General features: G+C 70.7%; 22 protein-coding genes. 8 read left to right on the top strand and 14 right to left on the bottom strand.

The features are described 5' to 3' along the window. Positions 1-17: 17 nt before the first annotated feature. The 7 genes from murD to rsmH are packed head-to-tail and all read right to left on the bottom strand — an operon-like array spanning position 18 to position 9079. Complete coding sequence (gene murD, locus AB0H78_RS29655) at positions 18-1430, bottom strand: UDP-N-acetylmuramoyl-L-alanine--D-glutamate ligase (protein WP_363237717.1); 1413 nt, start codon at positions 1428-1430, stop codon at positions 18-20. Further along, the gene (gene mraY / locus AB0H78_RS29660) at positions 1427-2497 is read right to left on the bottom strand and encodes a phospho-N-acetylmuramoyl-pentapeptide-transferase (RefSeq protein WP_363237718.1); all 1071 of its coding nucleotides are present in this window, start codon (positions 2495-2497) and stop codon (positions 1427-1429) included. The genes murD and mraY overlap by 4 nt, the downstream gene beginning before the upstream one ends. Continuing rightward, complete coding sequence (murF, locus tag AB0H78_RS29665) at positions 2494-3900, bottom strand: UDP-N-acetylmuramoyl-tripeptide--D-alanyl-D-alanine ligase (protein ID WP_363237719.1); 1407 nt, start codon at positions 3898-3900, stop codon at positions 2494-2496. Before murF ends, mraY begins: the two co-directional genes overlap by 4 nt. Then, the gene (locus AB0H78_RS29670) at positions 3900-5570 is read right to left on the bottom strand and encodes a UDP-N-acetylmuramoyl-L-alanyl-D-glutamate--2,6-diaminopimelate ligase (protein ID WP_363237720.1); all 1671 of its coding nucleotides are present in this window, start codon (positions 5568-5570) and stop codon (positions 3900-3902) included. Before AB0H78_RS29670 ends, murF begins: the two co-directional genes overlap by 1 nt. A gap of 14 nt (positions 5571-5584) precedes the next feature. Beyond that, positions 5585-7573, bottom strand: coding sequence for a penicillin-binding protein 2 (locus AB0H78_RS29675; RefSeq protein ID WP_363237721.1), 1989 nt, complete (start codon positions 7571-7573; stop codon positions 5585-5587). Between the two features lie 4 nt (positions 7574-7577). Next, positions 7578-8126, bottom strand: coding sequence for a septum formation initiator family protein (locus tag AB0H78_RS29680; RefSeq protein WP_363237722.1), 549 nt, complete (start codon positions 8124-8126; stop codon positions 7578-7580). Next, complete coding sequence (rsmH, locus tag AB0H78_RS29685; protein ID WP_363237723.1) at positions 8123-9079, bottom strand: 16S rRNA (cytosine(1402)-N(4))-methyltransferase RsmH; 957 nt, start codon at positions 9077-9079, stop codon at positions 8123-8125. Before rsmH ends, AB0H78_RS29680 begins: the two co-directional genes overlap by 4 nt. A gap of 383 nt (positions 9080-9462) precedes the next feature. Here rsmH and AB0H78_RS29690 point away from each other — a divergent pair, with 383 nt between their 5' ends. The 4 genes from AB0H78_RS29690 to AB0H78_RS29705 all read left to right on the top strand — a co-directional run bounded on the left by AB0H78_RS29690 (position 9463) and on the right by AB0H78_RS29705 (position 15063). Continuing rightward, entirely contained in the window at positions 9463-10029 is a 567-nt protein-coding gene (locus AB0H78_RS29690; protein ID WP_363237724.1) for a carbonic anhydrase, read from the top strand. Positions 10030-10232: 203 nt separating this feature from the next. Beyond that, positions 10233-11294, top strand: a complete 1062-nt coding sequence (locus AB0H78_RS29695; RefSeq protein WP_363237725.1) for a MoxR family ATPase — start codon at positions 10233-10235, stop codon at positions 11292-11294. Beyond that, positions 11294-12649: a DUF58 domain-containing protein gene (locus AB0H78_RS29700; protein WP_363237726.1), complete on the top strand. Its 1356-nt coding sequence runs from the start codon at positions 11294-11296 to the stop codon at positions 12647-12649. Before AB0H78_RS29695 ends, AB0H78_RS29700 begins: the two co-directional genes overlap by 1 nt. Then, positions 12646-15063 carry a DUF3488 and transglutaminase-like domain-containing protein gene (locus tag AB0H78_RS29705; protein WP_363237727.1) on the top strand — a complete coding sequence of 806 codons (2418 nt, stop codon included), beginning with the start codon at positions 12646-12648 and terminating at the stop codon, positions 15061-15063. Before AB0H78_RS29700 ends, AB0H78_RS29705 begins: the two co-directional genes overlap by 4 nt. A 78-nt stretch (positions 15064-15141) precedes the next feature. On the opposite strand, the gene AB0H78_RS29710 is transcribed toward AB0H78_RS29705, so the two are convergent. The 3 genes from AB0H78_RS29710 to AB0H78_RS29720 form a co-directional block, all read right to left on the bottom strand. Beyond that, positions 15142-15537 (bottom strand): DUF3040 domain-containing protein, encoded by a 396-nt coding sequence (locus tag AB0H78_RS29710; protein ID WP_363237728.1) that lies wholly within the window; start codon positions 15535-15537, stop codon positions 15142-15144. A 190-nt stretch (positions 15538-15727) separates the two neighbouring features. Then, positions 15728-16492, bottom strand: coding sequence for a methyltransferase (locus tag AB0H78_RS29715; RefSeq protein WP_363237729.1), 765 nt, complete (start codon positions 16490-16492; stop codon positions 15728-15730). A gap of 72 nt (positions 16493-16564) precedes the next feature. Beyond that, entirely contained in the window at positions 16565-17059 is a 495-nt protein-coding gene (locus AB0H78_RS29720; RefSeq protein ID WP_363237730.1) for an SAV_6107 family HEPN domain-containing protein, read from the bottom strand. Between the two features lie 159 nt (positions 17060-17218). Here AB0H78_RS29720 and AB0H78_RS29725 point away from each other — a divergent pair, with 159 nt between their 5' ends. From AB0H78_RS29725 to AB0H78_RS29740, 4 genes are all read left to right on the top strand, one after another. Continuing rightward, positions 17219-17947, top strand: coding sequence for an ATP-binding cassette domain-containing protein (locus tag AB0H78_RS29725; RefSeq protein WP_363237731.1), 729 nt, complete (start codon positions 17219-17221; stop codon positions 17945-17947). Continuing rightward, complete coding sequence (locus tag AB0H78_RS29730; protein ID WP_363237732.1) at positions 17919-20003, top strand: YhgE/Pip domain-containing protein; 2085 nt, start codon at positions 17919-17921, stop codon at positions 20001-20003. The genes AB0H78_RS29725 and AB0H78_RS29730 overlap by 29 nt, the downstream gene beginning before the upstream one ends. Positions 20004-20014: 11 nt before the next feature. Next, positions 20015-20623, top strand: a complete 609-nt coding sequence (locus AB0H78_RS29735) for a TetR/AcrR family transcriptional regulator (protein WP_363237733.1) — start codon at positions 20015-20017, stop codon at positions 20621-20623. A 318-nt stretch (positions 20624-20941) separates the two neighbouring features. After that, positions 20942-22294, top strand: a complete 1353-nt coding sequence (locus AB0H78_RS29740; protein WP_363237734.1) for an NAD(P)/FAD-dependent oxidoreductase — start codon at positions 20942-20944, stop codon at positions 22292-22294. Positions 22295-22319: 25 nt separating this feature from the next. Here the strand turns inward: AB0H78_RS29740 and AB0H78_RS29745 are convergent, their stop codons facing one another. The 4 genes from AB0H78_RS29745 to AB0H78_RS29760 all read right to left on the bottom strand — a co-directional run bounded on the left by AB0H78_RS29745 (position 22320) and on the right by AB0H78_RS29760 (position 25362). Further along, the gene (locus AB0H78_RS29745; RefSeq protein WP_363237735.1) at positions 22320-23186 is read right to left on the bottom strand and encodes a hypothetical protein; all 867 of its coding nucleotides are present in this window, start codon (positions 23184-23186) and stop codon (positions 22320-22322) included. A 51-nt stretch (positions 23187-23237) separates the two neighbouring features. Next, positions 23238-24155: a methylenetetrahydrofolate reductase [NAD(P)H] gene (metF, locus tag AB0H78_RS29750; RefSeq protein WP_363237736.1), complete on the bottom strand. Its 918-nt coding sequence runs from the start codon at positions 24153-24155 to the stop codon at positions 23238-23240. Positions 24156-24244: 89 nt separating this feature from the next. After that, entirely contained in the window at positions 24245-24901 is a 657-nt protein-coding gene (thiE, locus tag AB0H78_RS29755) for a thiamine phosphate synthase (RefSeq protein ID WP_363237737.1), read from the bottom strand. Positions 24902-24996: 95 nt separating this feature from the next. After that, positions 24997-25362: an Rv2175c family DNA-binding protein gene (locus AB0H78_RS29760; RefSeq protein WP_363237738.1), complete on the bottom strand. Its 366-nt coding sequence runs from the start codon at positions 25360-25362 to the stop codon at positions 24997-24999. Positions 25363-25437: the final 75 nt, after the last annotated feature.

Consider the following 25437-nt stretch of genomic DNA (forward strand, 5'->3'; position numbering starts at 1 on the left):
TACACCGGCGGTTTCACCTAACGGCCGGCTGCGGCCAACTCGCGTACCGCGTCGGCAAAGGCCTCGCCGCGCTTGTTGTAGTTGGCGAACATGTCCATCGAGGCGCAGGCCGGGGCCATCAGTACGGTGTCCCCTGGCTTCGCGAGCCCTGCCGCTTCGTGGACCGCAGCCAGCATCGCCCCAGTGTCGGTCCGGTCGAGGTCGACCACCGGTACTTGCGGGGCGTGTCGCGCGAGGGCTTCGGCGATCAACGCACGCTCCGCGCCGATCAGGACGACACCGCGCAGGTGCTTCGCGGCCCCGATGACCAGGTCGTCGAAGGTCGCGCCCTTGGCGAGTCCGCCGGCGATCCAGACGATGGACTCGTACGCGGCCAGGGAGGCCTGTGCGGCATGGGTGTTGGTGGCTTTGGAGTCGTCGATGTACGCGACGTCCGCCACATCCGCCACATGCTCGATGCGGTGGGCGTCGGGGCGGAAGGCGCGCAGTCCCTCGCGTACGGCCTTCGGTTCCACGCCGTACGCACGGGCCAGGGCCGCCGCGGCCAGGGCGTTGGCGATGTTGTGCGGCGCGGCGGGGGTGATGTCGGAGACCTCGGCCAGTTCCTGGGCGTTCTTCTGCCGGTTGGTGACGAAGGCGCGGTCCACCAGGATGCCGTCCACGACACCGAGTTGGGAGGGTCCGGGGGGCCCGAGGGTGAAGCCGATGGCACGGCAGCCCTCCTCGACGTCCGCCTCGCGGACCAGGTCCTCGGTGGCCCGGTCGGCGACGTTGTAGACGCAGGCGACCGAATTGCCCTCGTAGATGCGGCCCTTGTCGGCGGCGTACGCCGCCATGGAGCCGTGCCAGTCGAGGTGGTCGGGGGCCAGGTTCAGTACGGCCGCCGAGTGGGCGCGCAGCGAGGGCGCCCAGTGCAGCTGGTAGCTGGAGAGCTCCACGGCCAGGACGTCATACGGCTCCTCGGCGAGCACCACGTCGATGATCGGGGTGCCGATGTTGCCGACGGCGGCCGTACGCTTCCCTGCCGCGGTCAGGATCGAGGCGAGCATCTGGGTGGTGGTGGTCTTGCCGTTGGTGCCGGTGATCGCGAGCCAGGGGGCCGCGTCGGGGCCGCGCAGCTGCCAGGCGATCTCGACATCGCCCACCACGTCCACGCCAGCCTCCGCGGCGGCCGCGAACAGCGGGCTCTCGGGCTTCCAGCCGGGCGAGGTGACGACCAGGTCGGTGCCATCGGGGAGGGTGGCCGCGTCGGAGAGCCGTACCGAAATGCCCTCCGCCCGCAGCCCGGTGGCGCGCTGTCGGTGCGTATCGCTGTCGCCGCCGTCGACGACGGTCACCGATGCGCCGAGGCCGGCCAGGGCGCGGGCGGCACTGATGCCGCTCACGCCGAGACCGGCGACGGTGATGTTCCTGCCGTGCCAAGCGGTCACTTGTCGGCTGCCCATCCTGCGTAGAAGAGTCCGAGTCCGACGATCACGCACATGCCCTGGATGATCCAGAAGCGGACCACGACAAGGACTTCGGACCAGCCCTTGAGTTCGAAGTGGTGCTGCAGCGGCGCCATCTTGAAGACGCGCTTGCCGGTCATCTTGAAGGAGCCGACCTGGATGACGACGGACATGGTGATCAGGACGAAGAGGCCGCCCAGGATCGCCATGAGCATTTCCGTACGGGAGCAGATGGCGAGACCCGCGAGCGCGCCGCCGAGTGCCAGCGAGCCGGTGTCGCCCATGAAGATCTTGGCGGGCGAGGTGTTCCACCACAGGAAGCCGAAGCAGGCGCCCATCAGGGCGGAGGCGACGACCGCGAGGTCCAGTGGGTCCCTGACCTCGAAGCAGGCGCCGGGGTTGGTCAGGGTGGTGGCGTTGGCGCAGGACTCCTGGAACTGCCAGACACCGATGAAGGTGTACGCACCGAAGACCATCACCGAGGCGCCGGTGGCCAGACCGTCGAGGCCGTCGGTGAGGTTCACACCGTTGGACATCGCCAGGATCATGAACAGCGCCCAGACGACGAACAGCACCGGGCCGATCGACCAGCCGAAGTCCGTGACGAACGAGAGCTTGGTGGAGGCGGCGGTGTTGCCGCGCACGTCCGCGAACTGCAGGGACAGGACGGCGAAGGCGATGCCGACGATCAGCTGGCCGGCCATCTTCGCCTTGGCGCGCAGACCCAGCGACCGCTGCTTGACGATCTTGATGTAGTCGTCGAGGAAGCCGACCAGGCCCATGCCCCCCATCAGGAAGAGGACGAGAAGACCGGAGAAGGTCGTCGGGGCGCCGGTGATCAGTTTGGTGGCGAAGTACGCGATGAGCGTGGCCAGGATGAACGCGATGCCACCCATGGTCGGCGTGCCGCGCTTGCCGTGGTGACCGCGTGGGCCGTCGTCACGGATGAACTGTCCGTACCCCTTGCGGGCCAGGAGTTTGATCAGCAGCGGAGTGCCGACCAGGGTCAGGAAGAGTCCGATGACTCCCGAGAAGAGGATCTGCTTCATCGGGTGGCGACCTCGCCCTCGGTGGCGCCCTCGACCAGCGCGAGTGCCACCTTTTCCAGGCCGATCGACCTGGAAGCCTTCACCAGCACGACGTCTCCCTCGCGCAGTTGACTGCGCAGCAGGTCGACGGCCGCCTGTGCGTCGGACACGTGCACCGACTCCTCACCCCACGAACCCTCGTTATAGGCGCCCAGTTGCAGCCAGGACGCTTCCCTGCCCCCGACTGCCACGAGCTTGCTGACGTTGAGCCGGACGGCGAGCCGCCCGACAGCGTCGTGCTCGGCGAGCGATTCGTCACCGAGCTCGGCCATGGGGCCGAGCACCGCCCACGTACGGCGCCCCTTGCCCATGGCCACGAGCGCACGCAGGGCGGCTCGCATGGATTCGGGGTTCGCGTTGTAGGCGTCGTTGACGACCGTCACGCCGTCCGGACACTCGGTGACCTCCATGCGCCAGCGGGACAGCGTGCCTGCCTCGGAGAGCGCCGTGGCGATCTGGGAAGCGGACATGCCCAGCTCATGGGCGACGGCGGCCGCGGCGAGCGCGTTCGACACGTGGTGCTCACCGTACAGCCGCATGGTCACGTCACCGCACCCGGTGGGTGTGGTCAGCGTGAAGGCAGGCTGTCCGGAGTCTGTGAGACGGACATTGTCGGCACGTACGTCGGCGTCCGGGGCCTCTCCGAAGAGCAGGACGCGGGCTCGGGTGCGCGGTGCCATGGCCCGTACCAGCGGATCGTCCGCGTTCAGGACGGCCACCCCGTCGGCCGGCAGGGACTCCACCAACTCGCCCTTGGCCTGGGCGATCTGCTCCCGGCCGCCGAACTCGCCGATGTGGGCGGTCCCGACGTTGAGCACGACACCGATCTTCGGCGGGGTCAGCTCGGTCAGGTAGCTGATGTGCCCGATCCCCCGGGCCCCCATCTCCAGGACGAGGAAACGGGTGTCCTCGTCCGCGCGCAGGGCGCTCAGCGGCAGTCCGATCTCGCCGTTGAGGGAGCCGGGCGTCCAGACCGTCGGACCGTGACGCTGCAGCAGCTGCGCCGTCAGGTCCTTGGTGCTGGTCTTGCCGGCCGATCCGGTGAGGCCGACGACGGTCGCGCCGAGTCGCTGGACGACAGCGCGGGCGAGGGCGCCGAGCGCCCGCTCCACGTCGTCGACGACGATCGCGGGAACGCCGACGGGGCGGGTGGCCAGCACTGCTGCCGCACCCGCCTCGACGGCGCGCTGCGCGTAGTCGTGCCCGTCGACGTGTTCGCCGTCGAAGGCGGCGAAGAGGCTGCCGGACTCCACCAGGCGGGAGTCGATGACGACAGGGCCGGTGACCGTGCGCGACGGATCCGGTATGTCGTACGACGTCCCGCCGACGATGGCGGTGATCTCGGCGAGGGAGAGGGCGATCACTACTTCATCCCTGACTGTTTCTGGATGGCGGTACGGAGCACAAGTCGGTCGTCGAAGGGGCGTACCACTCCGGCGAGGTCCTGGCCCTGTTCGTGGCCCTTGCCCGCGACCAGCACCGTGTCGCCGGGCTGGGCGCGTGCGACGGCGGCGGCGATGGCGGCGGCCCGGTCGGAGTCGACCAGGACGTCGCCGCGCTCGTGCACGGGCACCTCTGCGGCACCCGCGAGCATCGCGGCGAGGATCGCGAGGGGGTCCTCGGAGCGGGGGTTGTCGGACGTCAGTACAGCGGTGTCGGCCAGGCGGGCGGCTGCCGCGCCCATCGGGCCGCGTTTGGTGGTGTCGCGGTCGCCTCCGCAGCCCAGCACGATGTGCAGCCTGCCCTCGGTGACCTTGCGCAGGGCGCGCAGGACCGATTCGACGGCGTCGGTCTTGTGCGCGTAGTCGACGACCGCGAGGTACGGCTGGCCCGCGTCCACGCGCTCCAGGCGGCCTGGGACACCGGGGACCGCGGCGATGCCGTCGGCCGCGGTCTGCGGGTCGACGCCGGCGACGGCGAGGGTGACGATCGCGGCCAGGGAGTTGGCTACGTTGAAGGGACCGGCGAGCGGGGACTTGGCGCGGATGCGCTCGCCCTTGGGGCCGACCGCGGTGAACGTCGAGTCCATCGGGCCGACTTGGATGTCCTCGGCCCGCCAGTCGGCGTCGGGGTCGCCCTCGGCGGAGAAGGTCGTGATGGGCACGCCTGCCTCGGTGATGAGCCTGCGGCCGTACTCGTCGTCGAAGTTGACCACTCCCACGCGGCTGCGCTGCGGGGTGAACAGCTGCGCCTTCGCCTGGAAGTAGTCCTCCATGCCGGAGTGGAATTCCATGTGCTCGGGGCTGAGGTTGTTGAAGACGGCGACGTCGAAGACACAGCCGTCGACCCGGCCGAGCACCAGCGCGTGGCTGGAGACCTCCATGGCGACCGACTCGACGCCGCGTTCGCGCATCACCGCGAAGAGGGCCTGCAGATCGGTGGCTTCGGGGGTGGTGCGCTCGGACTTGATGCGCTCGTCGCCGATGCGCGTCTCGACCGTACCGATGAGGCCCGAGCACCGGCCGGCGGCGCGGATTCCGCCTTCGACGAGGTACGCGGTGGTGGTCTTGCCCGAGGTGCCGGTGATGCCGATCTGGAGCAGGTCGCGGCCGGGGCGGCCGTAGATCTCGGCGGCGAGTTCGCCCATCACGGCGCGCGGGTCGGGCACGGCGAGGACCGGCAGGCCGGTCGCGGCCGCGCGTTCGGCGCCGGCCGGGTCGGTGAGGATCGCGGCGGCGCCCAGGCCGGCCGCCTGTACGGCGAAGTCGGCGCCGTGGAAGCGGGCGCCGGGCAGGGCCGCGTACAGGTCTCCGGGACGTACCGCCCTGGAGTCGTGTGTGATGCCGGTGATCTCACCGGCGCCCGGTGCCGTGTCGCTGTCGCTCAGCGCCGTGGTACCCAGCCGCTCGGCCAGCGACCCGAGGGGGGTCGGGCGGACCTCGGCCGGACGGGGCGCTCCCGGATAGGTCACAAAGGCGTCCTTCTGGGTGGTTTGGGACTGATCAGCTTGGTGCACGGCGGTGAGCGTACCGGGCTCACCCGGCCCGCCGCGAAGTGACCGGCGGTTCCCCGGATCCTGGGTGATGGTCGTCACGAGTGCATCCCGGGTCACCGGCGCGGGTCGAAGGTGACCGGCAGGTTGGACGATGCGGCGCCGGTGGGCGGCACTTGGAGGGTCTTCAGTGCGAACTCCATGACCTTCTTGTAGACGGGACCGCAGATCTGGCCGCCGAAGTAGCTGCCCTTGGTGGGGTTCTGGATGGCGCAGTAGACGGTGACACGCGGATTGTCGGCGGGTGCGAAGCCCGCGAAGGAGGCCGTGTAGCCGCGGTAGCGGCCGGTCTTGGGGTCCACGCGGTTGGCGGTTCCGGTCTTGCCCGCGACCCGGTAGCCGGGGATCTTGGCCTTGACGCCGGTGCCCTGCGCGTCGCCGACGACCGACTCGAGCATCTTCGCGAGTGTCCTGGCGGTCTTCTCGCTGACGACCCGGGTCTTCTTCGGGGCCGCTGCCGGCGTGAAGCGGCCGTCGGCGCCCGTGGTGCCGCGGATCAGGGTGGGGGTGATGCGTACGCCGCCGTTGGCGATCGTGGAGTAGACGGAGGCCGCCTGCATGGCGTTGAGCGAGAGGCCCTGGCCGAAGGGGATCGTGTACTGCTGCGAGGTGGACCAGTCCTGCGGCTTGGCGAGGATGCCGGGCGTCTCCCCCGGGTAGCCGAGGCCGGTCGGGGAGCCGATGCCGAATTTGCGGAGGTAGGAGTAGAGGACCTGGTTGGCCTGCGGCTGGGTCTTGCCGAGCTGGCCGGTCGCCAGGATGGTGCCGATGTTGCTGGACCTGGCGAGGACGCCGTTGAGCGTGAGGTACCAGGTCTCGTGGTCCATGTCGTCCTTGAAGAGCCGGTCGCCGCGGTGCAGCCGGTTGGGGACGGTGACGTGGGTGTCGGCGGTGGCCGCGCCTTCTTCGAGTACGGCGGCCATCGACATGACCTTGGACGTCGAGCCGGGTTCGAACGCGTCCTGGAGAGCCGCGTTGCCGAGGTTGGCCGAGCTCGCCCTGGACAGGTCGTTGGGGTCGAAGCCGGGCGCGTTGGCCATGGCCAGGACCTCGCCGGTCTGGTTGTCCTGCACTATCACGTAGCCGCGGTCCGCCTTGGACTCCTTCACCTGGTCGGCGATGGCCTTCTGGGCGTACCACTGGAGGTCGCGGTCGATGGTCAGGGCGATGTCGGAACCCTGGACGGCCGGGGTCTCCTGGGTGCCGACGGTGGGCACCAGACGGCCGCCGGCCTGGGCGTACCTGATCTTTCCGTCCTTGCCCGCGAGCTGTTTGTCCAGGGAGGACTCCAGACCGCCCGCGCCCTTGCCCTCTGCGTTGACCCAGCCCAGTATCCCGGCGGCGAGATCGCCGTTGGGGTAGAGGCGCTTGCTGGTGGGGACATTGAAGATGCCGGCCAGCACGCTGCTGATCTCGGTGTCCTCGGAGGTCTTGGGGGCCTTGGCCTGGGCGGCCGCCGCCTTCTTGGTGAAGACGCTCTGCAGGTCCTTGATCTGGTTCCAGACCTGGGGGGTCTGGCGGCTGGCGAGCTTGACGTAGCGGGTCTTGGGGGTCCTGAGCTTCTTGGTGAGATCCGCGGCGTCCACACCGAGGATCGGGGCCAGGAGCGCGCCCGCCTGCTCGGGGGCGTCGGCGACCCCGGTCGACTTCGCGGTGAACATCGTCGGGTCGGCCGTGATGTCGTACGCGTCGACGCTGGTGGCCATGGCGACGCCGCCGCGGTCGGTGATCTGGCCGCGCTCGGCGGTCAGCGTCACGTCCTGGTAGCGGTTCTTCTCGGCCTTGGCCGCGTACGCGTTCGCATCGACGGCCTGCACCTGCAGCAGCCGTACGACGAAGGCCAGCATCACCAGGGTCAGGCCGAGGCTGACCAGCCGCAGGCGGGGGCGCGGACTGCCGAGCCGGAGCGTGCGCGCGGACCCGGCGGATCGGGAAGCCGGGCGCGGACGGCGCTGCGCGGGGCGCGACGGGCGCGCGGCGGGGCGTGCCCGACGGGCGGGCGCGGGGACGCGGCGGCGCGGTGGATCTGGCTGCTTGGGCGGCACTGCGTCACCTGCCGGGGGTCTGGGTCGGCTTCGTGGACGTACCGGCCGACGGATGCGCGGGGCTGCCGGGCGGGTTGCCCGTGGGGGACGACGGAGGCGGGCTCGCGCTGCCCGCCGGGGACGCCGTGGCCGAGGGCGTGGGCGTCGGCGAAGGCGAGGCCGGGACCACCAGGGCCTGGGGCACGGCGGAGGCCGCACCGGGGACGCCCTTGACCGAGCCGTCGGGGTTCAGGAAAGCGGGGGCGTCACCGGGGACCATGCCGAGCTCACGGGCCCGCTGCTCCAGCGCGTCGGGCGCGGAGCGGTCGTCGACGTCGCGCTGCAGCGCCTGCTGCTCGTCGGTGAGTTCGGTGGTCTTCTTCTTGAGCTCGCTCAGCTGGAACGATCCGGCATTGAGTGCCGAGTTGAGCAGCAGCAGCGTGATGAGACCGCCGCCCAGGAGCACGACGACAAGAAGCACGAAGGGCGTACGGGCCGCGGTGTTGGGCCCGGACGGCAGCAGTCGCGCGAGCCTCGCGGCCCGCCCCTTCAACTGCCTGGCCGCTGTGGTCATACCGCCTCCTCGCGGATGCGCTGCGCACCCCGCAGCCGTGCGGGGGCCGCGCGCCGGTTCTCGGCGACCTCCTCCTCGGTGGGCAGCTCCGCGCCCCGGGTGAGCAGCTTCAGCCGGGGCTGGTAGCGCTCGGGTACGACGGGCAGGCCGGGCGGCGCGGTGTTGGCGGCGCCGGCTGCGAAGACCTGCTTGACCAGGCGGTCTTCGAGCGACTGGTACGAGAGCACGGCGATCCGGCCGCCCACGGCGAGGGCCTTCACCGCGGCCGGGATCGCCCGCTCCAGGACGGAGAGTTCACCGTTGACCTCGATGCGCAGGGCCTGGAAGGTGCGCTTGGCGGGGTTGCCGCCGGTGCGCTTGGCGGCCTGCGGGAGGGAGTCGCGGATCAGCTCCACGAGGCGGGCGCTGTTGGTGAAGGGGTCCTTGTCGCGCTCGCGCACCACCGCGGAGACGATCCGCTTGGCCTGCTTCTCCTCGCCGTACGCGCGCAGGATCCGCACCAGCTCACCGGGTGCGTAGGTGTTGAGGACCTCGGCGGCGCTGATCCCGGTCGTCTGGTCCATGCGCATGTCGAGCGGGGCGTCCTGGGCGTACGCGAATCCGCGGTCGGCCTCGTCGAGCTGCATGGAGGAGACGCCGAGGTCGAAGAGGATGCCCTGGACGCGCGGGATCTCGAGCCGCTCCAGCACCTCGGGCAGTTCGTCGTAGACGGCGTGCACCAGCGTGGCCCGCTCCCCGAAGGGGGCGAGGCGCTCGCCGGAGAGGCGCAGCGCCTCCTTGTCCCGGTCGAGGGCGACCAGCCGGGCGGCGGGGAAGGTGGAAAGGAGTGCTTCGCTGTGTCCGCCGAGGCCGAGCGTGCAGTCGACGACCACCGCTCCGGGCTCCGCGAGGGCCGGGGCCAACACGTCCAGGCATCGCTGGAGCATCACCGGGACATGTCGGGTCTCGCTCATGCGCCCTCTCAGGTACGGCACGGTCGCACGTACGTCCGGGTCCCCGCCCGCTCGGAAGGGGAACGGTCTGCCGGCGCCGGTTGAGGGGCGTCGGCCGGCCGGCGAGCGGGAGAGGGCCGAGCCGTGCGTACGCCGCGCATGCGGGGGTGTGCGGGGTGGTGCGTCAAGCACGAGGGGGGCGGATCACGCCTCCCGGTTCGCGCCACTTTAGTCCACTGGTACCGCCGGTCAATCAACCGGCCAGCGCGCCACGCGGCAGGTCATTCACTCCAACGGGCTACGGAGGGTCAGGCCTGTGGGTTGGGTCACACCAGGCCGGGTTGGCGGTATTTTTCCCACCCCTTGGCGGGACTACGCGATCAGCTCCGACTACCGTCATTGACATGTCGACTCCTGCGCACCTCCCCGCAGAGGGCACCTCTTCAGGCCCTCACCTCACCGTCCGTCACGGTGGCACGGTGACCGACCGACTCGTCGAGGCGAACCGCCGGTACGCGGCCGACTTCCAGGACCCCGGCATGGGCGCCGCCCCGGTCCTGCACGTCGCCGTCGTCGCCTGCATGGACGCCCGCCTCGACCTGCACGCCGCGCTCGGTCTCGAGCTCGGCGACTGCCACACCATCCGCAATGCGGGCGGCGTGGTCACCGACGACGCGATACGTTCCCTCACCATCAGCCAGCGCGCGCTGGGAACACGCAGCGTGATACTGATCCACCACACCAGCTGCGGCCTCGAGAGTCTCACCGAGGACTTCCGGCAGGAGCTGGAGCAGGAAGTGGGTCAGCGGCCGGCCTGGGCCGTCGAATCCTTCAAGGACGTCGACCAGGACGTACGCCAGTCGATGCAGCGCGTACGGACCTCTCCGTTCCTTCCGCACACGGACGACGTGCGCGGCTTCGTCTTCGACGTGAAGACGGGACTGCTCCGCGAGATCGATCCGTCCGCGTAGAACGACGTAAGAAAATACGGCAAACCCTGGCATTTCACGCCCACTTGTCCACAGGCGAGTGACACGAAGCGGTAACGGCAACAAGAATGCGAGTGTGACACCTCGCCCGGTCGAACCATCCGGGCGTGGTGTTCGTATTTCGGGGTGGGCCGGGCTGTCTGAAACGCGACGGCCCGTGGAGTGGAAGGGCCGAGGAGGGCCGGGTGACGACCTATGACGATCGAGCGAGCCTCACAGATCTGACCACCACAGCGGAGCGCATCCGCAGGTCGGTGGAGGGTGTGATCGAGGGCAAGCCGGAGGTCGTACGGCTTTCGCTGACCGTGCTTCTCGCCGAGGGACACCTCTTGATCGAGGATGTGCCGGGCGTGGGCAAGACAATGCTGGCCAAAGCGCTGGCACGGTCCATCGACTGTTCGGTACGGCGTATCCAGTTCACGCCGGACCTGCTGCCGTCCGACATCACCGGTGTGTCGATTTTCGACCAGCAGCGGCGGGACTTCGAGTTCAAGCCCGGGGCGATCTTCGCGCAGATCGTGATCGGCGACGAGATCAACCGCGCATCGCCCAAGACCCAGTCGGCGCTGCTGGAGTCGATGGAGGAGCGACAGGTCACCATCGACGGGCAGACCTACGAACTGCCCATTCCCTTCATGGTGGTGGCCACCCAGAACCCGGTGGAGATGGAGGGCACCTACCCGCTCCCCGAGGCGCAGCGCGACCGCTTCATGGCACGGGTCTCGATCGGCTATCCGAGCGCGGAGGCCGAACTGCAGATGCTCGATGTGCACGGCGGGGTCTCCCCGCTGGACGATCTGCAGCCGGTGGCGCACGCGCACGAGATGGTGAAGCTGATCGACGCGGTGCGCACCGTGCATGTCGCCGATTCGGTACGGCGTTACGCGGTCGAGCTGGTCTCGGCCACCCGTAACCACCCGGATCTCAGACTCGGCGCCTCGCCGCGCGCGACGCTCCATCTGCTGCGCGCCGCGAAGGCCTCCGCCGCGCTCAGCGGGCGCGATTACGCCCTGCCGGACGACATCCAGGCACTGGCGGTGGCGGTGCTCGCGCACCGGCTGCTGCCCACGGCTCAGGCGCAGTTGAACCGCCGTACCGCCGAGCAGGTGGTGACGGAGATCCTGCAGCGCACTCCCGTACCGAGCGCGGCCGCTCCCCACCGTGGCCCCGCCGCCCCCCAGCAGGCGCCGCCGCCCGGTGGAGCCCCCGTCTACAACCACCAGCAGCCCGGCACGCGGCGGTTGTGATGGCGGCGGGGTTGCCCCCTGACGGGGCCTCGCCCGGCGTCGACGAGGAACAGGGCGGCCTGCGGGCCGCACTCTCCGGGCTGACCACGCGCGGCCGGTCGTTCCTCGCGGCCGGTATCGCCGCCGGGATCTGCGCGTACGCGCTGGGCCAAGGGGATCTGCTGCGGGTCGGCATGCTGCTCGCCGTGCTGCCGCTGGTCTGCGTGGGCGTGCTGCAGCGCACCCGCTACCGCGTCGCGGGCAGCAGGAGGCTCTCCCCCGCGCGGGTGCCCGCGGGCTCCGAGGCACGCGTCCATCTGCGGATGGACAACGTCTCCCGGCTGCCCACGGGCCTGCTCATGCTCCAGGACCGGGTGCCATACGTCCTGGGGCCGCGGCCCCGGTTCGTCCTCGACCGGGTCGAGGCGGGCGGCCGGCGCGAGGTGTCCTATCGGGTGCGCTCCGATCTGCGCGGGCGCTACCCGCTGGGCCCGCTGCAGCTGCGGCTGAGCGATCCGTTCGGGATGTGCGAAATGACCCGCTCCTTCAGTGCGTACGACACCCTCACCGTCATCCCGCGCACCGAGCCGCTGCCGCCGGTACGGCTCGCGGGCGAGGCCGCGGGCTATGGCGACGGGCGTCAGCGCTCGCTCGCGCTGGCCGGTGAGGACGACGTGCTTCCGCGCGAGTACCGGCACGGCGACGATCTGCGCCGCGTCCACTGGCGCTCCACCGCTCGCTACGGCGAGCTGATGGTGCGCCGCGAGGAGCAGCCGCAGCGGGCCAGGTGCACGGTTCTCCTCGACACCCGGCGGATCGCCTTCCAGGGTGCCGGGCCGGATTCCGCTTTCGAGTGGGCGGTCTCGGGCGCCGCCTCCGCGCTGGTGCACATGCTGGAACAGGGCTTCTCGGTGCGGCTGTTGACGGACACCGGAAGCTCGGTGCCCGGCGACGGGAGCAGCGGATTCGCCGGGGCCACCCAGGACTCGGCGGATTCGGCGGGGCTGATGATGGACACCCTGGCGGTCGTCGGGCACTCGGACGGCACCGGGCTCTCGCCCTCGTACGACGTCCTGCGCGGTGGCAACGAAGGGCTGCTGATCGCCTTCTTCGGCGATCTGGACGAGGAGCAGTCCGCCGTGGCGGCCCGGATGCGGCAGCGCAGCAACGCGGCCGTCGCCTTCGTCGCGGACAGTGCCGCCTGGGTGGAGGGCGAGCCCGATTCGGCCCAGGCCATGGAACGGATCCGGAAGCTGCGCGAATCCGGGTGGACCGTCCTCCAGGCACGCCCCGGGGTCCAGCTGGCCGATCTGTGGCGCCAGGCGGGCCGGGAACACACGTCCAACACACCGGGAAAGACAGGGGGTTGGTCATGAGCGGTCGCGGAAGGCTGGCGCTGTGCGCCTATGCGGCCACGATGATGGCGACCTGCGCGATGCTGCCGCTGGTCAGTCCGGCGTCCTGGATCCTGCAGGCGGCGTTCCTGACGGCGATCGTCAGCGCTGTGGGCGCGCTCGCCCGGCGGGTGCCGCTGGCACGGCCGCTCACCGTCGGGGCCCAGGCCCTGGTGGTGCTGCTGCTGCTCACGATGGTCTTCGCCCACCACCAGGCGCTCGGCGGCGTCCTGCCCACCCCTGAAGTCTTCCGGCACCTGGGGCAGTTGCTGCAGCAGGGCGGTGAGGACGTCAGCCAGTTCGCCATCCCGGCACCGGCCAACGAGTCCATCCGGCTCATGCTGATCGGCGGGGTCCTGCTGATCGGGCTCGCGGTGGACGCGCTCGCGGTGACGTTCCGCAGCGCGGCGCCCGCCGGGCTGCCGCTGCTCGCGCTCTACTCGGTGGCGGCAGGGCTCTCCAAGGGCAGCGGTGCCTGGCTGTGGTTCGTGCTCGCGGCCTCCGGCTATCTGCTGCTCCTGCTCGCCGAGGGCCGCGACCGGCTCTCGCAGTGGGGCAGGGTCTTCGGCGGCGCGACGCGGTCGACCGGCCGGCCCTTCGAGGCCCCGGGCGGCAGCGCCACGGCTCCGGCCCGCACGGGCCGGCGTATCGGAGCCGTCGCACTGGGGATCGCTCTGGTGATCCCGGCCGTGCTGCCCGCACTGGACTCCGGGCTCATCGGTGGTACGGGCGCGGGGGCCGGCACCGGGAGCGGCGGCGGAACGATCTCCGCGGTCAACCCTCTGGTGTCGCTGCAGAACAGCCTCAACCAGCCCGAGGACCGCGAGGTGATCCGGTACCGCACCAACGCGACGGACGTACAGAGCCTCTATCTGCGGATCGTGGCACTCGACCAGTTCGACGGCACGGCGTGGAAGTCCTCGGAGCGCAAGGTCACCGATGTGCCCAAGGAGCTTCCGAAGCCGCCGGGACTGAGCGGTGACATCGGCACGGCCGAGATCAAGACCAATGTCTCGTCGGCCGGCTGGTACGCACAGAACTGGCTGCCTCTGCCCTATCCGGCCATGCAGGTGGGCATCAAGGGGAAGTGGCGGTTCGAGCCGGAGGGGCGCACCCTCGTCGGCGACCGCGGGCAGACGACCCGCGGTGTGCAGTACTCGGTGACCAGCCTGCTCGTGGAGCCGACGGCCCAGCAGCTGGCCCAGGCTCCGCCCGCCTCTGCCGCGCTGGTGAAGGAGTACACCAAGGTCCCCGAGTCGCTGCCGTCCGTGGTGAAGTCCACGGCACTGGACGTGACCCGGGGCTCGGCCAACGACTACGAGCGTGCGGTGAAGCTGCAGGACTGGTTCTCCTCCGAGGGCGGTTTCACCTACGACACCCAGGTGCAGTCCGGCACGGGATCGTCGGCGATCACCCGCTTCCTGCAGGAGAAGAAGGGCTTCTGCGTCCACTTCTCCTTCTCCATGGCCGCGATGGCCAGGACGCTGGGCATCCCGGCACGGGTCGCGGTCGGCTTCACTCCGGGCGCCGCCCAGCAGGACGGCACGATGTCGGTCGGTCTGCGCGATGCGCACGCCTGGCCGGAGCTGTACTTCGAGGGTGTGGGGTGGACGCGGTTCGAGCCGACGCCCTCGCGTGGTTCCGTACCCTCGTACACCCAGGCGAGCACCCCTGGCGGCGGGACGGACACACCGGCGAAGCCGCAGCCCAGCACCACGGCCGCGCCCTCTGCGGCGCCGTCGGTGACCGACAGCTGCCCGCCGCAGCTGCGCCGGATGAACGAGTGCGGTTCGGCAGCGGCGGCCGCGGACTCCGGTCCCACCGACACCGGGACGCCGCTCTCCACCGTGGTGGGCGTTTCCGTGGCTGTGGGTCTGCTCGTACTGCTCCCGCTGCTGCCCCTGCTCTGGCGGTTGAGGGCGCGCAGGGAACGGCTGGCCTCCGGTGGGCGCAGCCCCGCGGACGCTGCCGCCCGGACGCTGAACGCCTGGCGCGAGATCACCGACTCGGCCTGGGACCACGGCGTCGAGCCGGACGACTCGCAGACTCCGCGCAAGACGGCCGCGCGGATCGTGCGCCTCGGGTCGCTGGAGGGCCGGGCTGCGGATGCGGTCCACCGTTCGGCCGGTGCGGTGGAGCAGGTGCTGTACGCGCCGCAGCCGCAGCCGGTGAGCGGTCTCGCCGACGATGTGGCGCAGATACGGGCCGGACTGCGGGCCGGGGCCGGGCGGAGGCAGCGGCTGCGGGCAGTACTCGCACCGCGCTCGGCTGTACGGGTGGTGTGGGCGATCTCCGAGCGCTGGTCGGCGACGACCGAGCGCTGGAGCAGCAGGCGCCGGGCCGGAACCGACCGGTGGTCGGGGCTGCTGCGCAGGCCGTCCAGGGACCAGGGCTAGAACGGCAGGGTCCCGGCAAGGACATGGGTGAGGGGCGGCCGCCGAAGCGGTCGCCCCTCACTCGTCCGGCGTGAAGTTCTACTGGCCCTGTTCGTCGCGGCGGCGCTGCCACCGCTGCTCGATACGGTCCATCACCGAGCGGCGCTGCCTGGCCTGCCTGCGTGCTGCGGGATCTGCGGCGGTCGGCGGCTGTTCACCTGGTTTGGGCGCCTTGCGCCATCCGGTGACCGCGAGCACCGCGCAGCCGAGCATGACGAGGAACCCGACCACGCTGATCCAGATCTGCTGGGCGACCATTCCGGCCATGAGGAGCGCGATTCCCACCAGGAAGCCAGCAACTGCCTGGTAGACCCGTCGCCGGGTATATGTACGCAGCCCGGATCCCTGGAGCGCTGTCGCGAACTTGGGATCTTCGGCGTACAGCGCTCGCTCCATCTGCTCGAGCATGCGCTGCTCGTGCTCCGAGAGCGGCACGGAGTCCTCCTACTCGTCGGTCGCGGGGGGCGACCGTAGTGCGGCCCTTTCAGAATAGGCAGGGAATCGCCCCCGTGAAACCCGCCCTCTACGCCAATTCGCCAATCCGGAGATGGTGTACCCCGATCATACGGCGCGAAGCCTCCGATCGGGGGCCTGTGGCCTACTCCGTCTGGGACTGCGTCGCTGATCAGCCCTGCTTCTCGCCGAGGACGTGCAGTTGGGTGGCGACCGAGTGGAAGGCGGGGAGCTCGGCAGCCGCCGCCTCCAGCTTCAGGAGCGCCTCCAAGGCGCCGGGTTCGGTGTCCACCAGGACGCCGGGAACCAGGTCGGCGAAGACGCGTACACCCTGCACCGAACCGACCTTCAGCCCGGCCGCACCGACCAGCTCCCCGAGCTGTTCGGCGGTGAAGCGCCGGGGTACCGGGTCACCCTCGCCCCAGCGGCCCGCCGGGTCGGTGAGTGCGTGCCTGGCCTCGTTGAAGTGGCCGGCCAGTGCCCTGGCCAGGACCGCACCGCCGAGACCAGCGGCGAGCAGGGAGAGCGCGCCTGCGGGGCGCAGCGCCTCCACGGCGTTGCGCACGCCTTCGGCCGGGTCCTCTACGTATTCGAGGACTCCGTGGCAGAGCACCGCGTCGTAGCCGCCGCGCTCCACTCCTTCGACGTCGAAGAGGCCCAGCACGTCGCCCTGCACTCCGCGCACCTGGTCGGCGACGCCTGCCTCCGCGGCCCTGCGCTCGAGCGCGAAGAGTGCGTTGGGGCTGGGGTCGACCACGGTGACGCGGTGGCCCAGGCGGGCGACGGGCACCGCGAAGTTGCCCGTGCCGCCTCCGGTGTCGAGGACATCCAGGGTGTCCCGCCCGCTCGCCTCGGCCCTGCGGTCGAGGGCGTCCTTGAGGACGTCCCACACCACGGCGGTACGAAGGGAGGCGCGGGGGCGCAGCGGGTCCGACACGGCGGTTGACTCCTCGGCGGGGCAATTACGGGGCGGGCTGCTCCAGCTTATTGCCTCCGCCGCCGCCCCTGGTCATCCCGCCTTCGGGTGCTCCTCCCTGGGCTGGGGCAGCACGGGCTGGAGCACGAGGAGCCGTTCGACCAGGCGCAGGAACATGGCCGCGTCGCGCAGCAGATCGTCGGCGTCGCGGACCGTGGCCGCGCCCGGTATGCCTGCCTCGGCCCTGGCCCGGCGGCGGGCGCCCGAGGCGAACAGGGCGCTCCACTCGATCAGTTCGGGGGCGATCTCCGGAAGGACTTCCCAGGCGCTGCGGATCTGGCGCCGCCTGCGCGGAGTCGTTTCGGGGCGGCCCCGCGCGGCGAGCACGGCGGCCGCGGTGCGCAGGGCGGCGAGATGGGCGGTGGCGTAGCGGTCGTTCGGCTGCTCGAGGTCGGCTGCTTCGTCGAGACCCGTGCGGGCCTGGGCGAGCAGGTCGAGGGCGGCCGGCGGCGCTGTCGCCCGGCGCAGGACGGGGTGGATGTCGCCCGCCGAGCGGTGCGCGGCTGATGCGGCTTTGGTGCTGGCCATGACGAACCTCCTGTCGTCGTGTGACGGCACTGTGGCCGTATGTGTCCACTGTGAGGGTCACCACTGACAATCGGCCCTGACCTGCGGCTTTGCGTCGAGCGCAGGTTCGACGCTACCTTTTTGCACTGACTGGTCAGTTTAAAAGTTGGGGGAGGCCGTGTGATCACCGCCGAGAATCTCGGGCTGAAGGGCCCACGCGGCTGGGCATTCCGGGGCGTGTGCCTCACCGCCGCACCCGGAGCGCTCGTCGCGATCGAGGGCCCTTCCGGATCCGGGCGCACCTGTCTGCTGCTCGCCCTCACGGGCCGGATGCGGACCACCGAGGGACATGCGGAGGTCGCCGGTCTCCCGCTGCCCGGCCGGCTCACCGCCGTACGCCGGATCACCGCGCTCGGCCCGGTCCCCGGCGTCAGCGAGCTCGACCCCGCACTGACTGTCGCCGAGCATCTGCGCGAACGGGCTCTGCTGCAGCGGCGGTTCACGGGTTCGCTGCGCTCCCTGCTCCGGCCCCGCACCGAGCGCGCCGCCGAGGCCCGCTCGCGTATCGACGCCGCACTGGAGTCCGCGGGGCTGGATCTCGCAGCGCTCCCGAAGGCCGGACGCACCTCCGTACGCGATCTGGAAAGGCTCCAGGCGCTGCGGCTCTCCGTCGCGCTGGCCCTGATCGAGCGGCCGCAGGTGCTCGCCGTCGACGACACCGACCTCAAGCTCTCCGACGCCGAGCGCGCCGAGGCCTGGAAGCTGCTGCGCACGCTCGCCGACGGCGGCATCACCGTCGTCGCCGTGTGCAGCCAGGCGCCCGAGGGCGCGATCACCGTACGCACCGGAGCTGGACCCACAGAGGAAGAGGGGGCGGCCGATGCGCTCGCCGAGACTGGCCGCGCTTGAGCTGAAGCGGTTCGGCAGGGGGCGGATGCCGCGCGCCGCGCTGGTCGCCCTGCTCCTGCTGCCGCTGCTGTACGGGGCGCTGTATCTGTGGTCCTTCTGGGATCCCTACGGGCGGCTCGACAAGATACCCGTCGCCCTGGTCAACACCGACCGGGGCGCCACGGCCGCGGGCACCGACATCCGGGCCGGCGACGACATCACCAGAGGGCTGCGCGAGAGCAAGGTCTTCGACTGGCACGAGACGACCGCGGCCGAGGCCCGCAAGGGGGTCGAGGACGGTTCGTACTACCTGTCGCTGACGATGCCTTCGGACTTCAGCAGCCGTATCGCCTCCAGTTCGGGCGACTCCCCCGAGACCGGTGCACTCCAGGTGCGGACGAACGACGCCAACAACTACATCGTCGGGCAGATCGCCAGGACCGTCTTCTCCGAGGTGCGGACCGCCGCATCGACGCACGCCTCGCGCTCGTTCCTCGACCACATCTTCATCTCGTTCTCGGATCTGCACGACGCCACGGCCAGGGCCGCGGACGGTGCGGCCCAGCTCGAAGACGGCATCGGCAAGGCGAAGAAGGGCTCGAAGGATCTCGCCGACGGTCTCGGCGAGGCCAAGACCGGCAGCGGGAAACTGGCCGCCGGGATGAAGAAACTCGACTCGGGATCGGCCGATCTCCAGGACGGCGCGCGCCAGGTCGCCGCGGGCACCAAGACCCTCGCCGACACGGTCGACGGTGCCGCGGACTCGGTCCGCCCGTATCTCAAGGACAACGGCAGGACGATCGGTGACGCGGCCCGGCTGGTCGCCGATTCCACCCAGGCCGTACGGAATCACCTCGCCCTCCTGGTGAAGGCGGCCCCTCTCGCGGCGGACGGCTCCCGCAAGGCCTCCCACGACCTGGACGCCGTGTACGCGGCGCGCTGCCTGCACCGGGTGCTTCCCGATCCGGCCTGCCCGCTCCTGAAGAAGGCCAAGGACGCGGCGGCGGAGTCCGCCCGCATCGCCGGTGATGTGGATGTTCTCGTACGGGACCAGGACAGCGATCTCTCCGTACTGGACGGGCAGTTGGCGACTCTCCAGAAGCAGGCCCGCGACCTGGCCCGGCACGCTCCCACCCTCAGCGAGGACCTCGACTCCGCCGTCGCGAAGATCGACCGGCTGAACAGCGGCGCCCAGCAGGTCGCTGCCGGTGCCGGCAAGCTGCACTCCGGGCTCACCGCGGCGAGGACGGGATCGGCCGACCTGGACACGGGCGTGGGGCGGCTGAAGTCCGGGGCGCACACCCTCGACAGCGGCCTCTACCGCCTGGCCGACGGCTCCGGAGAGCTCGCCTCCGGGCTGCACGACGGCGTGGCGAAGATCCCCGACTACGACAAGAAGGACCGCGACCAGCGCACCGGGGTGATGGCCGATCCGGTCCGCCTGGCCTCCTCACCCCTGCACGCGGCGCCCAACTACGGCACCGGATTCGCCCCGTACTTCATCCCGCTCTCCCTCTGGGTCGGCGCGATGGTCGCGTACATGCTCATCCAGCCGCTCAACCGCCGCGCCCTGGCCGCCGGCGCGCACCCCTGGCGGATCGCCCTCGCGGGCTGGCTGCCGGTGGCCGCGATCGGTGTGCTGCAGATCGCCGCACTGATGTCCGTACTGCACTGGGCGATCGGCCTGCAGATGGTGCGAGCGGCCGGCACGCTCGGCTTCCTGGCCCTGGTCAGCTGCTGCTTCGCCGCGATCGTGCAGTGGCTCAACGCGCGCTTCGGAGCAGCGGGCCGGATTCTCGTGCTCGCCTTCCTGATGCTGCAGCTGACGTCGGCGGGCGGCACCTATCCCGTCCAGACCAGCCCGCGCTTCTTCGGCGCCATCCACCCGTTCCTGCCGATGAGTTACGTCGTCGAGGGCCTGCGGAGACTGATCACCGGCGGCCCGCTGACCCCGGTCTGGACGGGCTGCGCGGTGCTCGCCGCCTTCACGGTGGGGGCCCTGGCGCTCACCGCGCTCTCCGCACGCTCGAAGCAGGTGTGGACGCTGGACCGTCTCCACCCGGAGCTGAGCCTGTGACAATCAACGCCATGGACACCAGCACCAGACGGCAGGCCACCCGCCAGAAGCTCTACGAGGCGGCCGTCACCCTCATCGCGGAAAAGGGCTTCTCCTCCACCACCGTGGACGAGATCGCGGAGCGCGCCGGGGTCGCCAAGGGCACGGTCTACTACAACTTCAAGTCCAAGACCGAGCTCTTCGAGGAGCTGCTGCGGCACGGCGTGGGCCTGTTGACCGCGTCGCTGAAGGCCGCGGCGGACGAGAGCGCGGCGCGCGGCGGCACCAAGGTCGAGGCCCTGGACGGGATGATCCGGGCCGGCCTGGTCTTCATCGACCGCTATCCGGCCTTCACGCAGCTGTACGTCGCCGAGCTGTGGCGCACCAACCGGGCCTGGCAGTCGACGCTTCTGGTGGTGCGCCAGGAGGCGGTCGCCGTCGTCGAGACCGTGCTGCGGGAGGGCATCGAGGCCGGTGAGCTGCACGAGGAGATCGACATTCCGCTGACGGCCGCCGCACTGGTCGGGATGGTGCTGGTGGCCGCGCTGGACTGGCAGGCCTTCCAGAGCGAGCGGTCGCTCGACGATGTGCACGCGGCGCTGTCGCGGCTGCTGTACGGGCGGGTCAGCGGGCGGCGTTGAACCCTGGCCGCCGTCGAGGCGGGCGCCCTGAACGCGGGACGCCGGTCCGGCGGAGCTCGAATTCTCTCGAGCCCCACCGGACCGGCGATTCCCCCGTACGTCCCCCGTACGCGTCAGGGGTGCCGCACCGTTTCCGCCGCCCCGTGTCGGCGGTTCCGGAGCCGCGCCCCTTCCGTGGTCACCACTCTGCCGTCTTCGCAGGTCGGGCCCATCCGCGTACCTACTCATCTCCTCTACTGAGTACGGATACTCAGGCCCGGGTGTTCGACCCCAGTCCGGCTGAGTGCGTTGTCAGTGGCGCGGGCTACAGTCCCTGACATGGCAAGGATTGCGGTGATCGGCGCGGGTATGGGCGCGATGGCGGCGGCCGCCCGGCTGGCCGTGGCGGGGCACCGGGTGACGGTGTACGAGCGCTCGGGGACGTACGGCGGGGCGGTGGGCCGCTTCGAGCGGGACGGGTTCGTCTTCGACACCGGACCCGGGCTGCTGCATCTGCCCGCGGTCTGGCGGGACGTGTTCGTGAAGACGGGCCGCGAGCCGCTGGAGAAGTGTGTGGAGCTGGTCCAGGTGGACCCCGCCGCACGCCATCTCTTCGCCGACGGCAGCACGGTGACGCTGCCCAACGCCTCGCGGGCCGGTGTGGTCGACGCACTGGACGCGGCCCTCGGTGGGGGCGCGGGCGAGCGCTGGGGGGCGTATCTGGACCGGGCCCGTGCGACCTGGGACCGGACCCGGCGGCCGCTGCTCGAAGAGCCGCTGCCCGCCGATGTCTCGCCGCTGGAGCGCGATCCGTATCCGGCGCTCAAGTCCGGACTGCTGCGCCGCACCGCTCGGACGGTGGAGGACGTGGGGCTGCGGGAGTTGCGTGATCCCCGGCTGGCCGCGCTCCTGGGGAGCTATGCGCGGCTCTACGGCTTCGATCCGCACACCGCGCCCGCATCGGCCGCCGTACTGCCGTACATGGAGCAGACCTTCGGCAGTTGGTACGTACGCGGCGGGATGCGCGAGCTGGCGCGGGCGGTGTACGAACGGTGTCTGGCACGGAAGGTGGAGTTCGTCTTCGACGCCGAGGTCGCGGGCGTACGGGAGAAGGAAGGCCGGGCCTGCGGGCTCGAACTGGCCGACGGCCAGGAAGTGGAGGCCGACCAGGTGGTCGCGGGTGTGCCGCTGCCCTCGGCCGGGTGGCCGCGCGGCGAGCAGGGCGCGGGCGCGCTGGTGGTCTTTCTGGCGCTGAGCGGCGGGCGGCCCACGGACACGGTCCACCGGACGGTGGTCCACGGGGACGGTGATGCGCTGCCGGTGGTGACGGTGGAGCGGCCCGACGACCCTGCCGCCGTTCCCGACTCCGGTCACGAAGCCGTGCGGCTCACCGCGCCCGGGGCGGGCGCCGGGCAGCTGGATCAGGTCCTGGCCGCGGCCGAGACCGCGGTGCCCGGGCTGCGCTCACGCCTCCTGTGGCAGGAGACCTCCGTCGCCGGCGCTGCGCGCGGTCCGGCGCTGGCCGGGGCGGGCGGGGCGTTCCTGGCCGCCGCCAACCGGTCGGAGCTGCCCGGGCTCTACCGCGCGGGCGGCTGGTCGCACCCGGGCGGCGGGCTCGCCCATGCGGGGATGTCGGGGGCGCTGGTCGCCGGGCTGATCGTCGAGGGGGACGCTTTCCGCGGCTCGCAGTGACGGGGGGCCTGGTGCGGGAGCGGTATCAGTAGCGGTACTGCTGCTCGTTGCCGTTGTTGTAGTACGGATCCTGCTGCTGTTGCTGCTGGTCTCCCGTGCCGTACGGCTGCTCGCCGTCGCGCTGCTGCGGGACCCAGACCCCGCCGGGCGGGGTCTCGCCGCCGTATCCCTGGTTGTAGGGCTCCGCATAGGGCTGCTGGCCGTAGGAGTTGTCGTACTGGCCGGTGTTGCTGCCGATGTACGGGTCCGAGTAGGCGGCGTACTGCTGCTGGCCGGTGGCGTTGTAGTCGTACTGGCCCTGCTGCCCCTGCTGCTGGTCGTAACCGGCGTAGCCGTCGTAACCGCCGCCGTACGGCGCCTGGGCGCCTGATCCGTACGCCGCCTCGCTGTAGATGCCGTACTGACCCGTGTCGTCCGGCATCGGCTGCGGGGCATAGACCCCGGCGGACTCGGCGGCCATGGGGCTGCCGTAGGAGGGTGCCTCGAAGGAGGTGGTCTCGAAGCCCTGCCCCTGGGATCCCTGCGTATCGAAGCCCGCTCCGTAGCCGGCCTGTTCGTACTCCAGCTCCGAGACCTGGAGCGTCGGCTCCTGCTCCTCGGCCTCGTCGTTGCCCTTGCGCCGGCGGCTGGCGCCGGGGCTGCCGCCGATCGCCCAGCCCGTGGAGAAGCCGCGGCGGAAGGACATCGTGACGTACGTCTGGCCGAGCGCGAAGGTGACGGCACCGAGCCCGATCACCAGGACATTGGCGAGGAGCACCCCGATGACCACGCCGAGGAAGCCGACGAAGGCCACCAGACGCCACCGCAGCCGCGCCTTGTACTGCAGCAGAACCTCGCCCAGCAGCCACAGCGCAACGAGTCCGAACGCGATATAGAGGACCGTCCAGCCCATGTCCGCCCCTCTCCTACGGCCACCGCCCGGGACTGGGGCGGGTACGACCGGTCACGACTGCGCGTGCAGTCCGAGATTCTCGTAGATTTCGAGGGTCGCCGTGGAGTTGTTCAGCGTAATGAAGTGCATCCCGGGGACTCCCTCGGCAAGCAGCCTCGCACAGAATTCTGTGGCGAACTCGATGCCAATGGAGCGTACAGCCGCGGGGTCGTCCTTGGCGGCGTGGATCCGATCTTTCAGTGCGGGCGGGAAAACAGCCGTGGAGAGCTGCGGGAGCCGCTCCAGCATCTTGACCGTGGTGACCGGCATGACCTCGGGGATGATGGGCGTCTCGCAGCCTGCGGCGGAGACCCGGTCGCGCAGTCGCAGATAGCTCTCCGGGTCGAAGAACATCTGCGTGATGGCGTAGTCGGCGCCCGCCCGGCACTTGTCGACGAAGTGACGGATGTCGCTTTCCCAGTCGGCCGAGCGCGGGTGCATCTCGGGGAAGGCGGCGACGCCGACACAGAAGTCGCCCGACTCCTTGATGAGGCGCACCAGGTCGGCCGCGTACAGCACGCCCTCGGGGTGCTGCACCCACTCGCCGAGCGGGTCACCGGCCGGGTCGCCCCTGACCGCGAGGATGTTACGGATCCCTGCGTCGGCGAACTGGCCGATGATGTTGCGCAGTTCGGCGACGGAGTGGTTCACCGCCGTGAGGTGCGCGACCGGGGTGAGCGTGGTGTTCGAGGTGATCTGCTCGGTGGCCCGCACGGTGCCTTCACGCGAGGTGCCGCCCGCGCCGTACGTCACGGAGACGAAGCTGGGGGCCACCGCCTCGATGCGGCGCAGCGCGTTCCACAGGTTCCGCTCGCCCTTCTCGGTCTTGGGCGCCGGGAACTCGAAGGAGTACGACGTCTTACCGGTCGCGAGATAGTCACGCACGGTCCGTGCGCGATCAGTCCTGGTGGAAGCTGTGCCAGAGGCCATGTTCGCAGCGTAGTCAGGGCCGACCTGTCCCCCAACCAGAGCTGTATGAATTGCCATGTTTGTCCGTTACTTGTCCACGCTTCGGACACTTAAGGGTTACGCGCCCTGACCCTCTTGGCCAGATCGGCTGCCGCCGCCGCGGGATCGTCCGCCTCCGTGATCGCCCGTACGACGACGACTCTGCGCGCTCCCGCGTCGAGCACCTCGTCGAGATTGACGGCATCGATCCCGCCGATGGCGAACCAGGGGCGCAGCGTGGTGAGCCCGGCCGCGTACCGCACGAGGTCCAGGCCCGGGGCATAGCGGCCCGGCTTGGTCGGGGTGGGCCAGCAGGGTCCGGTGCAGAAGTAGTCCACGCCGACCTCGGCGGCCGCCGCGTCCACCTCGGACTCGCCGTGCGTGGAGCGGCCGATGAGTACGTTCCGGCCGAGGATCGCGCGGGCGGCGGGGACCGGGAGGTCACCCTGGCCGAGGTGCAGCACATCGGCCCCGATGGCGTGCGCGACGTCCGCGCGGTCGTTCACGGCGAGGAGCTTGCCGTGCCTGCGGCAGGCGTCGGCGAAGACCTGGAGGTGCTCCAGCTCCTCGGCGGCCTCCATCCCCTTGTCGCGCAGCTGCACGATGTCGACACCGCTGGTGAGGACCGCGTCGAGGAAATCCGGGAGGTCGCCCTGGCGCTTGCGGGCGTCCGTGCACAGATACAGCCGGGCGTCGGAGAGCAGCTCAGGAGCTTGTTCCGTGGTCATCGAGCGTTCCCCCGTGGTCGGTGCGCCAGTGAACGTCCGGTGTGCGGGGGCCGGGCCACGCGGCCCGGCCCCCGTACACCGTCGATCTGTCTAGGTCAGAGAGCGAGCGCCTGGGCCCGGCGCTTCACCTCCGTACCCCGATTCTCACTCAGGGCCTGCGCGGGAGTCCCGGGCAGGCTCTCGTCGGGAGTGAAGAGCCACTCCAGCATCTCTTCGTCGCTGAAGCCGTCGTCCCGCAGGACCGTCAGGAGCCCGGTCAGGCCCTTGACGATCTGTCCGCCATCGATGAAGGCGGCGGGCACCTGCAGCGAGCGGTTCTCACCGCGCCGCATGGCGATCAGCTGGCCGTCCTTGACCAGCTGGCGCACCTTCGTCACCTCGACGTCGAACATCTCGGCGATGTCGGGGAGGTACAGCCAGGCAGGGACGAGAGCTTCGATTTTTGCGTCATTCTCGGTCACAGGACAAGCCTGCCATCTGGGACCGACAGTCGGTACCCGGGCCGGTCCCGGCGTGCGCCAGGAGCGCGCCGATGT

This window comes from Streptomyces sp. NPDC050738, from assembly GCF_040654175.1.
GTDB lineage: Bacteria > Actinomycetota > Actinomycetes > Streptomycetales > Streptomycetaceae > Streptomyces.